The 11,440-nt window shown below is 66.8% G+C and carries 11 protein-coding genes and 1 pseudogene; 5 read left to right on the forward strand and 7 right to left on the reverse strand.

The window, feature by feature from the left end; translation table 11 throughout:
- Together BST13_RS36560 and BST13_RS36565 are read right to left on the reverse strand one after the other, a co-directional pair.
- Positions 1-573, reverse strand: a pseudogene (locus BST13_RS36560) (Rv1157c family protein); the annotation flags it as partial.
- A gap of 43 nt (positions 574-616) precedes the next feature.
- Positions 617-1,282 carry a hypothetical protein gene (locus tag BST13_RS36565; protein ID WP_083170858.1) on the reverse strand — a complete coding sequence of 222 codons (666 nt, stop codon included), beginning with the start codon at positions 1,280-1,282 and terminating at the stop codon, positions 617-619.
- 277 nt (positions 1,283-1,559) lie between these two features.
- Between BST13_RS36565 and BST13_RS36570 the strand changes: the two genes are divergently transcribed.
- Entirely contained in the window at positions 1,560-2,753 is a 1,194-nt protein-coding gene (locus BST13_RS36570; protein ID WP_083170859.1) for a mannosyltransferase, read from the forward strand.
- On the opposite strand, the gene BST13_RS36575 is transcribed toward BST13_RS36570, so the two are convergent.
- A complete protein-coding gene (locus BST13_RS36575) occupies positions 2,698-2,982 on the reverse strand; it encodes a 4a-hydroxytetrahydrobiopterin dehydratase (protein ID WP_083170861.1) in 285 nt (94 codons plus the stop codon). The genes BST13_RS36570 and BST13_RS36575 overlap by 56 nt on opposite strands.
- A gap of 27 nt (positions 2,983-3,009) precedes the next feature.
- Here BST13_RS36575 and BST13_RS36580 point away from each other — a divergent pair, with 27 nt between their 5' ends.
- Positions 3,010-3,402: a (deoxy)nucleoside triphosphate pyrophosphohydrolase gene (locus BST13_RS36580; RefSeq protein WP_083170862.1), complete on the forward strand. Its 393-nt coding sequence runs from the start codon at positions 3,010-3,012 to the stop codon at positions 3,400-3,402.
- A 187-nt stretch (positions 3,403-3,589) separates the two neighbouring features.
- A complete protein-coding gene (locus BST13_RS36585; protein ID WP_083170864.1) occupies positions 3,590-4,054 on the forward strand; it encodes a pyridoxamine 5'-phosphate oxidase family protein in 465 nt (154 codons plus the stop codon).
- On the opposite strand, the gene BST13_RS36590 is transcribed toward BST13_RS36585, so the two are convergent.
- Both BST13_RS36590 and BST13_RS38555 read right to left on the reverse strand, forming a co-directional pair.
- Entirely contained in the window at positions 4,051-4,314 is a 264-nt protein-coding gene (locus BST13_RS36590) for a hypothetical protein (RefSeq protein WP_083170865.1), read from the reverse strand. The genes BST13_RS36585 and BST13_RS36590 overlap by 4 nt on opposite strands.
- A gap of 56 nt (positions 4,315-4,370) precedes the next feature.
- Positions 4,371-4,538, reverse strand: coding sequence for a hypothetical protein (locus tag BST13_RS38555; protein ID WP_095533864.1), 168 nt, complete (start codon positions 4,536-4,538; stop codon positions 4,371-4,373).
- Positions 4,539-4,634: 96 nt separating this feature from the next.
- Between BST13_RS38555 and typA the strand changes: the two genes are divergently transcribed.
- Complete coding sequence (gene typA, locus BST13_RS36595; protein WP_083170867.1) at positions 4,635-6,548, forward strand: translational GTPase TypA; 1,914 nt, start codon at positions 4,635-4,637, stop codon at positions 6,546-6,548.
- Positions 6,549-6,764: 216 nt separating this feature from the next.
- Positions 6,765-8,609, forward strand: a complete 1,845-nt coding sequence (locus tag BST13_RS36600) for an ABC transporter family substrate-binding protein (RefSeq protein ID WP_083170869.1) — start codon at positions 6,765-6,767, stop codon at positions 8,607-8,609.
- A 57-nt stretch (positions 8,610-8,666) separates the two neighbouring features.
- Here the strand turns inward: BST13_RS36600 and BST13_RS36605 are convergent, their stop codons facing one another.
- Complete coding sequence (locus tag BST13_RS36605; protein ID WP_083170871.1) at positions 8,667-9,641, reverse strand: hypothetical protein; 975 nt, start codon at positions 9,639-9,641, stop codon at positions 8,667-8,669.
- A gap of 339 nt (positions 9,642-9,980) precedes the next feature.
- Positions 9,981-11,243, reverse strand: coding sequence for a hypothetical protein (locus BST13_RS36610; protein ID WP_083170873.1), 1,263 nt, complete (start codon positions 11,241-11,243; stop codon positions 9,981-9,983).
- Positions 11,244-11,440: the final 197 nt, after the last annotated feature.

An 11,440-nucleotide genomic window follows, 5' to 3' on the forward strand; every position in this document is an offset into this window, starting at 1 on the left:
GGCCGGAGCGGGTGCCTGCGCGGCCTCCGGAGCCGGAGCGGGAGCCGGGGCCGGGGCAGCCTCGGGAGCGGGGGCCGGAGCGGGTGCCGGCGCCGCCTCCGGAGCGGGAGCAGGTGCCGGTGCGGCCTCGGGAGCCGGTGCCGGCGCTGCAAGTGGCGCCGCCTGGGCCGGGCCCACCGCATTGGCCGGGTCGATGCCCGTCGGCAGGTGTGCCCCCGGACCTGCGCCCGCACCCGGCACATGCGCGGCCGGCGCCGCTGCGGCCGGTGCCGCCGCGGCAGGCTCGGCGACGAAGTGGTTGACCGCCGTCGCGACGTTGCGGGAGTCGTCAGGTGCCGACTTGTTCGCCGCGAACGCCTGCGCCGCCGCCATCAGCAGTTGTGCGGCGCCCGCCGGGTCGGCAGCGGCCTGCTGGATGACGGGGCTCAGGCTCTGGATCGCCGACAGCCCCGGCGCCTGTGCACCGTCGATCGGCAGTGGCGCTGGATCAGCGTGGGCGATCCCGCTGCCGAGCAGCACGACGGCCGACGCTGTGATTGCAGCAGCGGTGGCGAACAACGTTTTCGGTGACATGGCTCTCCCTAGGGCGTGTCGGACGGTCAGACCGGGGCGGTGATCAGGGCAGGCCGGCGGTCAGCAGCGGAGCCAGAGCCATGGGCGATATGGCCGGAGCTGCCGCGGCCGGGGCAGCAGCCACCGGAGCCAACGCCGCAGGCGCGGTGGCGGTCGCCGCGTGGGCTGCCGCCGGTGCCACGTTGGCCACCGAGCTGGCCGCAGGCATCAGCCCGGCCAGGTCACCCGGGATGCTGACCTTCTGGGGCAGCGGGATGGGCATGCCCGGCACCTGCGGGATGTTGATGTCGGCCGACGGGATCAGCGGGTTGGCGGGGGTTGCGGCCGGCGCTGCCGCCGCAGGCGCGGTGGGTGCGGTGAGCGGTGACGGAAGCAGGGGCGAGGTCAGCGGCGAGGTGGCAGCCGGTGCCGCTGCGGGGGCGGTGCCCGGCATCTGAGGCAGCGTCACCGATGCGGTCGCCGCAGGAGCGGGTGCCGGTGCCGGTGCGGCGGGGGCCCCTCCGGTGAGTGTCGACGTCACGCCCTGCAGCAGCTGCGGCGCGAGGGCCGGCACGCTTGCCAGCTCGTTGACGATCGGCAGGTTCGGCACAGCGGGTGCCGGCGCCGGGGCCGGATCGGCGGCCGCAGTGGCGCTGAGCGCCAACGCGACCGGGACCGCGCCGGCCGCGGCGATCATGCTGGTGGAAAGTGCTTTCCAGGTGAGCTTCATGGTTCTCCCAATCGGTTGACTGCACGTCTGTGCCCGAAACTATCGAGTTACTGGTGTTACTCAAGTGACACGTGTGGCGGTTATTCAACCGTTACGGCAGTGACTGGAATCGGTTACCGGAGCCGACGCGACAGCGCGTCGGCAAACACCGCCGGGCGGGTCGTGCGATATCGGAAGCCGGCGTCAGCCGTCGCGTCCCCCTGATCCGGGAAGGTCGAACGCTAGAGTCAGGGCGGTAGACACGACACCTGACACAACCGAACCGGCCGCATCGAGCATGCGGCTCTACCGCTACGCGTGGTTACTGCTCGCGCTGAGCGTCGCGGCCCGCCTGGCGTTCTCCTACCTGGTGCCCAACGGTACAAACCTCGTCGACCTGCACGTCTATCTCGGCGGTGCGGCGTCGCTGGACCACCCCGGCACGCTCTACCAGTACACCTACGGCGACAAGACGCCCGACTTCCTGCTGCCGTTCACGTATCCGCCGTTCGCCGCGATGGTGTTCTATCCGCTGCAGCTGCTGCCGTTCGACCTGGTCGCGTTTTTCTGGCAGATCGGCACCATCGTCGCGCTCTACGGGGTGGTGAGGATCAGCCAGCGAATGCTTGGCCGCTACACCGACCCGCGGCTGGCCCTGCTGTGGACAGCCGTCGGCATTTGGATCGAACCTCTGCGTGGCACATTCGACTATGGGCAGATCAACGTCATCCTCACGCTCGCGGTGATCTACGCGGTGTACTCCAACCGGTGGTGGGTGTCTGGTCTGCTGGTCGGCTTGGCTGCCGGCGTCAAGCTGATCCCGGCTGTCTCGGGCTTGTACTTCGTCGGCGCGAAACGCTGGGCCACCGTGGTGTTCTCGGCGGTCGTGTTCCTCGGCACGGTGGTGTTGTCGCTGGTGGTCGTCGGTGACCAGGCCCGGTTCTACTTCACCGATCTGCTCGGTGACGCCCGCCGGGTCGGACCGATCGGAACGGTGTTCAACCAGTCCTGGCGCGGTGGGATATCGCGCATCCTGGGCCATGACGCCGGGTACGGCCCGGTGGTGCTGATCGGTATCGCGGTGACCGCCGTACTGGCGTTGCTCGCGTGGCGGGCCATCGGCGGCAGCGACGGTGACCGGCTCGGCGCCATCATCATCGTCAGCCTGTTCGGCCTACTGCTGTCCCCGATTTCGTGGACGCACCACTGGGTCTGGCTGCTCCCGCTGATCATGTGGCTGCTGCACGGTTCGCTGCGGGACCGGCGCGGGGCGCAGATCCTGGGGTGGGGCTGGTTGGGTTTGACGCTGATCGGCGTGCCGTGGCTGCTGAGCTTCGCGCAGCCGACGATCTGGGAGATCAGCCGGCCGTGGTACCTGGCCTGGGCGGGCCTGATCTACATCGTCGCGACGTTGGCGACGTTGGGCTGGATCGCGACTACAGGCCCAGGATCCGGTCGATTTCGCCTGCCATCTGGACGTCCTTCTCGGTGATACCGCCCGCGGAATGCGTCACCAACGCGAAAGTGACTGTCCGCCAACGGATGTCAATATCGGGATGATGGTCCTTCAGTTCGGCGAACTCCGCGACGCGGCGCACTGCGTCGATCCCGTCGAGGAATGCCGGAAATTTGACCGATCGGCGTAGCGCACCTGCCGCACGTTCCCAGTTCGGCAGATCGACGAGTGCGGCGTCAACCTGGTCGTTCGTTAACACAGCCATGTCTTCGACCGTATACCGTCGGGCGCGATGGATGAGCAGATCGTCGTGGCAGGGGCATTGATCTCGCGGGGTGCGCTGCTGGTTGCCCAGCGTGACCGTCCGACGGAGTTGGCCGGCTTGTGGGAACTGCCCGGCGGCAAGGTCGCGCCGGGGGAGGACGACGGCGCAGCGCTGGCCCGTGAGTTGCACGAGGAACTCGGTGTCGAGGTCAGCGTCGGCGCGCGCATCGGCGTCGACGTCGTCCTCAACGCCACCATGACGTTGCGCGCGTACCGCGTCGCACTGACCGCGGGTAGTCCTCAGCCGCACGACCACCGCGCGCTGCGGTGGGTGACCGTCGACGATCTTCCCGGCCTCGACTGGGTTCCGGCCGACCGCGCATGGGTCGACGACTTGGCTGTGGCCCTGCGATCCGAGTGACCGACCGCTGACATGGGGTCGCATCTCGGCTGTGCCCCATGGGAAATAGGGACTTTCGGCACTGTCAGAGCTGCCGCTCGCCGGCGCACAGTAGCGGCATGGAGCAGTTGACGGCACTGGACGCGGGCTTCCGCCGCAACACCACCCCGGTGCGCACTCTCCAACTCGCACAAGGAGGTTGGTCAGCATGCCCAAGGGATCCGAACTCGATGTCCTGACCCGGCGACAATGCCTGGATCTACTGCAGGGCCCGCGGGTGGGCCGGCTGGTGTTCACCGAAGACGCCCTGCCTGCCGTGCAACCGGTCAACTACCGGATCTGGCACGACCAGGTGGTGATCCGGGTGGCCGGTGGCGCCAAACTGGCCGCCGCGACCCTTCACCAGGTGGTGGCGTTCGAAGCCGACGACCTCGACCCCGACCTCCACACCGGCTGGAGCGTGACCGTCGTCGGCCATGCCGAGCCGATCACCGATGTGGATGAACTCGTCGAGGTCGCCGGGACTTTCGTACAGCCATGGGTTGAGGGTCGACGTGAACATTTCGTCCGGATCGCCACCGAGAAGGTGACCGGGCGGCAGTTCCGCAGTCGCGCCGTACCGCACTATCAGGGCGTGTCGGCCGGCCGCGGTACCCAGCAGAGCCGGGTCTAGTAGCGCAGGCGGTCTCCGACCACCCGCACCATTCCGGGGTGCTGGGTGGTGTACAGCGGATGCAACATCATCGGGTGTCGGCAGTGTGCGCAGGACGATTGCGGCTGATTGACCGAGGCGAATGTCAGGTGATGGCACTCACTGCATCGGACGACGTAGCAAGCTCCTACCCAGTTCGCCAATCCCAGATAGATGGCAACTGTCGTTCCCGCCGCCAGCACCATGATCAGTGCGATGGTGAGCACTTCGTAGATCTCCATGACGGGTACCTCCGATCACGATCCCGTAGGGATACCTCAAAGGTAGCTCGCGTTGCTTACGCTTTTCTGGCTCTTTTGAAGACCTTGTCCAGTTCTTTACCGCGCAATCCGGCGTGCTCGGCCTTGCGGACCTTGTGCAGCACCAGCGGGCAGCGTTTGCAGCGCGGCTTGCTCCGACAGCACTTCTTCTTGGGCTTCAGTCCTGCGATCTTGGCGGACTTCACACTCGTCGCTCCTCGCGTGCGCGGAAAGTCGTGCGCAGAAAGTGACGGGGCTCTCTCGTTTTCGTGATCGACCGGCGTGGCTGCGAGAATATCGGTGTGGATTCACGCCCGAGCTTTCGCAATGTCGCCATCGTCGCCCACGTCGACCACGGCAAGACGACCCTAGTCGACGCGATGCTGCGGCAGTCGGGTGCCTTGACGCACCGCGGCGACGACGCCGTTGAACGCCTGATGGACTCCGGTGACCTGGAGAAAGAAAAAGGCATCACCATCCTGGCCAAGAACACCGCGGTGCACCGGCATCACCCGGACGGCACCATGACGGTGATCAACGTCATCGACACCCCGGGCCACGCCGACTTCGGCGGCGAGGTGGAACGCGGCCTGTCCATGGTTGACGGCGTGGTCCTGCTGGTCGACGCCTCGGAAGGGCCGCTGCCGCAGACGCGCTTCGTGCTGCGCAAGGCGCTGTCTGCGCACCTGCCGGTGATCCTGGTGGTCAACAAGACCGACCGCCCCGACGCGCGGATCTCCGCTGTCGTCGAGGAGAGCCACGACCTGCTGCTCGACGTCGCCTCCGATCTCGACGAGGAAGCCCAGGCATCCGCCGAGAAGGCCCTTGACCTGCCCACGCTGTACGCGTCGGGACGGGCGGGCATCGCCTCGACGACGCAGCCCGCCGACGGCGAGAACCCCGACGGGGAGAATCTCGACCCGCTCTTCGACGTGCTGATGGAGCACATCCCGCCGCCCTCGGGCGATCCGGAGGCGCCGCTGCAGGCGCTCGTCACCAACCTTGACGCGTCGGCGTTCCTGGGCCGGCTCGCGCTGATCCGCATCTACAACGGGCGGCTCAAGAAGGGCCAGCAGGTGGCCTGGATGCGCGAGGTCGACGGATCGCCGGTGATCACCAGCGCCAAGATCACCGAGCTGCTGGCCACCGAAGGGGTGGACCGCAACCCGACCGAGGAGGCCGTGGCCGGCGACATCGTCGCGGTGGCGGGCATCCCCGAGATCATGATCGGTGACACCCTCGCCGACCCCGACCATGCGCACGCCCTGCCCCGTATCACGGTCGACGAGCCCGCGATCTCGGTGACCATCGGCACCAACACGTCCCCGCTGGCGGGCCGCGTGTCGGGGCACAAGCTGACCGCCCGAATGGTGAAGAACCGGCTCGACCAGGAACTGGTGGGCAACGTCTCGATCCGGGTCGTCGACATCGGCCGTCCCGACGCCTGGGAGGTGCAGGGCCGTGGTGAGCTGGCGCTGGCCATCCTCGTCGAGCAGATGCGCCGCGAAGGGTTCGAGCTGACCGTCGGCAAGCCCCAGGTGGTGACCAAGAACGTCGACGGCAAGCTGCACGAACCGTACGAGGCGCTGACCATCGACTGTCCGGAAGAGTTCGTCGGCGCCATCACCCAGCTGATGGCCGCCCGCAAGGGCCGCATGGAAGAGATGACCAACCACGCCGCGGGATGGGTCCGGATGGACTTCATCGTCCCCAGCCGTGGGCTGATCGGCTTCCGGACCGACTTCCTCACCGAGACCCGCGGCACCGGCATCGCCAACGCGGTGTTCGACGGCTACCGGCCATGGGCCGGCGAGATCCGGGCCCGGCACACCGGCTCGCTGGTCAGCGACCGCAGCGGCTCGATCACGCCGTTCGCGATGATCCAGCTGTCCGACCGCGGGCAGTTCTTCGTCGAGCCGGGTGAGGACACCTATGAGGGCCAGGTCGTGGGGATCAATCCGCGTGCCGAGGACCTCGACATCAACATCACCCGTGAGAAGAAGCTGACCAACATGCGGTCGTCCACCGCCGACGTCATGGAGACCCTGGCCCGGCCGCTGGTGCTGGACCTGGAGCAGGCGATGGAGTTCTGCGCGGCCGACGAGTGTGTCGAGGTGACACCCGAGATCGTGCGGGTGCGCAAGGTCGAGCTGACTGCGAGCCTGCGCGCCAGGGCCAAGGCGCGCGCCAAGGCGGAACAGGGTTCCAGAGCCTAATAGTTCGCGCCGAGTGGCCAGTTCTGTACACGTCTTTCGCGTGTGACGGGTAGCAGGTGGCCATTCGGCGGAAGACCGCTACTTGTCGGCTCTTACTGTCCTTGGGGGAGGAACGTGCGCAAACTTCGGCGAGCTTCTCGTGCCGTGTGCGACACGGGGCCCGCGGGGGCGGTCGATACCCTGAGTGGCGTGCCGACACCAACCCGCCGTGCCCGAATGACCGTCGGCGTCCTCATTTCGGTACCGTCTCTGCTGCTCAGCGCCTGTACGGTCAGCCCGCCGCCCGCGCCGCAGAGCACCGAGACCACGCAGGTCACGCCACCGCCGCCGGCCAAGGCGATGCAGGTGATCATGGCGATCGACTCGATCGGCCCCGGCTTCAACCCGCATCTGCTGTCCGATCAGTCGCCCGTGAACGCCGCGATCGCCGCGCTCGTGCTGCCGAGCTCGTTCCGGCCCGTGCCCGACCCCAAGTCGCCGACCGGTTCGCGCTGGGAGCTCGACACGACACTGCTGGAATCGGCAGAGGTGACGAGCCAGAGCCCGTTCACGGTCACCTACAAGATCAAGCCCGAGGCGCAGTGGACCGACAACGCGCCGATCGCCGCGGATGACTATTGGTATCTGTGGCGGCAGATGGTCGGGCAGCCCGGTGTCGTCGACCCGGCCGGCTACGACCTGATCACCGGTGTCCAGTCGGTCGATGGTGGCAAGCAGGTCGTGGTGACCTTCTCCCAGCCGTACCCGGCCTGGCGCGAGCTCTTCAACGACATCCTGCCCGCCCACATCGTCAAGGACGTGCCGGGCGGATTCGGTGCGGGCCTGGCCCGGGCCATGCCTGTCACCGGGGGACAGTTCCGGGTGGAGAGCATCGACCCGCAACGCGACGAGATCCTGTTGGCGCGCAACGACCGATTCTGGAGCGTGCCCGCCAAGCCCGATCTGGTGTTGTTCCGCCGCGGTGGCGCCCCTGCGGCGCTGGCCGATTCGATTCGTAACGGCGACACCCAGGTGGCCCAAGTGCACGGTGGCGCAGCCACTTTCGCGCAGCTGAGCGCCATCCCGGATGTGCGCACGGCGCGGATCGTCACGCCTCGAGTACTGCAGCTGTCGCTGCGCGCGCAGCAGCCGAAGCTTGCCGACACCCAGGTGCGCAAGGCCATCCTGAGCCTCATCGACGTCGACCTGCTGGCCTCCGTCGGGGCCGGTGACGACAACACCGTAACCCTCGCGCAGGCCCAGGTGCGTTCACCGTCGGACCCCGGTTATGTGCCGACCGCACCACCGGCCATGGGCCGTGACGCCGCGCTGGAGCTGCTGCGGGGTGCGGGCTATCAGATCGAGCCCGCCGCACCCGCGGCACCGGGAAATCCGTTGCCCGACAACGGTCGTCAACGCATCACCAAGGACGGGGTGCCGTTGTCCCTGGTGCTCGGTGTCGCCTCGAACGACCCGACGTCGGTCGCGGTGGCCAACACCGCCGCCGACCAGTTGCGCAATGTCGGCATCGAAGCCTCGGTGCTGGCGCTGGATCCGGTGGCGCTCTACGGTGACGCCTCGACCAACAATCGCGTCGACGCCATCGTCGGTTGGCATCAGGCCGGGGGAGACCTCGCGACGTCGCTGGCCTCGCGGTACGGGTGCCGTGCGCTGGAGGCCACCTCGGTCTCGACGGCGGTACCCGGACCTCCGGCGCCGTCGTCGTCGCCGTCATCGAAGACGACGACTCCTCCGCCGCCGGCGAGCGCGACCACCGCGACGCCTCCGCCGACCATCCCGGCGCCGGGATCCGGTGATCTGGTGCAGGCTCCCAGCAACATCACCGGGATCTGTGATCGCAGCATTCAGCCGAAAATCGATGCGGCACTGGATGGTACCGAGAACATCGCCGACGTGATCCAGGCCGTGGAACCCCGGTTGTGGAACATGTCGACGGTACTGCCGATCCTGCAGGACACCACGATCGTCGCAGCGGGCCCCAGTGTGCAGAACGTCAGCTTGTCCGGTGCGGTACCCGTTGGCATCGTCGGCGACGCAGGCGGCTGGCTGAAAACCAAGTAGCGGCTCCTGGGGTGGCCGAGTGCGGGCGAGCGCACGGCCCACACTCGGCGTCCGGGTTTATTGCTTGGCTTGTGGCGTTACCTTGGCGAGACTCGACTTGACCCTGCCGACAAGGGATTTGAGCGGCTTGGCCTGCAGTCGCTCGGTCTTGACCGGTTGTGACGACGACGTTTGCGGCCCGTCGGTGTCGGCGATACTTGCCGACAACTGGCCCGGACGCGCCTTGTTGCCTGAGCCAAAGACCGAGCGCAGGCTGGGTCGCGGTGTGTCCGTCGACAGAGACTGTGCCGCAACGGTATCAGTACCGCGGGCGGAAGTCTGCGCCGGTTGGGTCTGCAGGGCGGTCTTGATGACCTGACGGGTGGTGTCGACGACCGATGCAGTGGCATTCGCCAGGTCGATGGTCCGCATCGCCACATCCCTGACGCCGTGCTGAATGGCGTTGACGGCGTTGGCCGGATCGCCCGTCGACGCAGCGTCGGCCACATCTCGGACGGTGACGACGGCGGTGTCCACGAGCGGCTTGACGTAGCTGATGCCAAGGTAGATCGGCAGTGACGTGCTCTCCAGGGCGACGGGTACCAGCGCTTGGGCCACGGCCAGCGGTCGCTGAAGTACCCACTCCGCCTGAGGAATCGACTCCATGAGGAACTGAATCGCGGGTATACCGACGGCATTGAGAAGCTCGATCGGCGCTTGGTCGGGATTGCCTGCCGCTACGGCTGCCGCCGCAGCGGCGATTCCCTCCGGCAGTCCGGTGGCCATGGCGGCAATCGTGGTGACACCGTTGACCGCGATGGCTCCCGTCGCGGTGGCGGTCGCGATCTGGTTGGCGATGAACTGTGTGAGAACAGGTGCGGGGTCGGCGATCTCGGCGGCGATCAGCCCCGCGGCGACCTGTTCGGTGAACTCGAATACCGGCGCGAATACGTCGGCGGGATTCTCCACGGCGGCCGCGAGCCGCACGTCGTTGATGTGCATGTCGGGCGGCGGATTGATTCCGGTGGTGGCGATGACGCCTGCTCCCACCATTGCAATCCCGGCGGCCAAAGACGATCGAACAGCTGCTTGCATCTGAACCCTTTCATCGTCGCCGGCTTCTGGGCGATGACTCGCTGCACCGCTCACAGCCAGCGTTCAGGAAAGCTACTCGCAATGGATTGAAACGTGTTCCAGTAAATGGAACAAGGCCGGCGGTTTAGTTGCGATCAAAACTTTTAGCAGGAGAAATGATGTCCTCTGAACTGCCATTTTAGTGTTCAATAAAATGACGCATACGTCAAAAAAGCTTCCTGTTACCCACTAGTAGCATTCGTGAAATGAGGGTGGGCCCCCTCGCCGTGACGAGAAGGCCCACCCGATGGTTGACGGTCAGGCAGCGTTGTGCGAACCCGAACCGCCCGACGAGTTGCCGCCCTCGCCGGAACCCGTCGAACTGCTTTGGCCGCCGCTCTTGGGGGCGGTGCTCTTCTTGCCCGACAAGCCTTCACCGGCTTTCTTGAGCCCATCGGTGATGTTCTTGACGGCGCCCTTGACCCCATCCTGCGTCTGCTTGAGCCGGTTGGCGCGGGTCGGCTTGGCGGTGCTGGCTGCTTTGTCGCTGGACGTGGTCTTGGCCCCATCGCCGGCCGAGGCGGCGGCCGACGAATCGGTCACTGCAGACCCCGCGGCTGCAGATCCCGATGGGGTGGATTCCGTTGGCGCCGTGGTGGTCTGCTCTGCCGGGGCCGGTGCGACGTCGAGCGTGACGACCTTGGCGGGAGCCTTGGGTGCTGCGCTCAGTTGAGCCACCGCGGCGGTCAATGCCGCAGGCGGCTTGATGTCGTTGGCGATGGCATCGCGGGCCTGCCGCAGTGCGGAGAGCAAGCCGAGGCTCGGTCCGAGCAACCCGCCCCCGCCCGCGTCAGCGGCCCCGTTCAGGAACGCATCGGCGATCTGACCGGGCCCGGCGAGCACCGCGTTGACGAAGCCGAGCGGGTCGCCGGCCTTGATCGCGTCGACCATGTTCTGGCCGACATTGCCGCTCACCAGCACCGCGGGAAAGACGGTGTTGAGTGCGCCAAGCACCGGAATGAGCACGGCCGCTGGATCATTGATGACGTTGAGCAGATTCTGCACAGGCTGCTTGATGGCGTTGGTGATCGGCTCCAACAGGGGTAGGCCTGCGAGTAGGACCGGGCTGAGCAAGGCGCTCCATGCGGTACTCACCGCGCCGTTGATGTCCCCGGCGAGGAGCTGGGTGACCGCCTGTTGGAGCTGGGCTGGGATACCGTATGGATTCGACGGGTCCAGCTGCTGGCCGAGCGCCTCGCCCGCGCTCTGCAGCCCGGCGAATATGCCTTGGCCGCTGGTGATCTGGTTGGCAACGACCTGCTGCAGGATGGGGAACGGGTCGGCGATCTCGGTGCCGATGAGCGTCCCGACGTTGTTGACGGTGTTGGTGATTAGCTGTACGTATGCCTCGAACGGATCGACGGCTGCGGAGAGGCTCACCGATGCCGTCGAGACCGCCGGCACGTGGACCTCTGGCAGCGGCGGTGCGACGGGACTGACCGCGATGGCGCCAGCGCCCACCAATGCCACGCCCGCAGCCAGATAGGACCGTGCGGAATTTGACCGTGCAGCGATTTGCATAGGTTCTCCTTACCCTCGATGTACCCCCGACGAGGCAAAAGCTACCTGAGAGTAAGTTAATGAATCAGTGCTTTCGGAAACTTTGCATTCATCACTAAATTTCCGGCTACCGACGGGCGCTCGACGTGGAACTAGCTGCTCATACGTTGTTTTTACGCCGACGAAAGCTCATTGTGCGCCATTTGCCACGATGTGGC

The sequence above is a fragment of the Mycobacterium aquaticum genome (assembly GCF_002086485.1).
In the GTDB taxonomy this organism is placed as follows: domain Bacteria; phylum Actinomycetota; class Actinomycetes; order Mycobacteriales; family Mycobacteriaceae; genus Mycobacterium; species Mycobacterium aquaticum.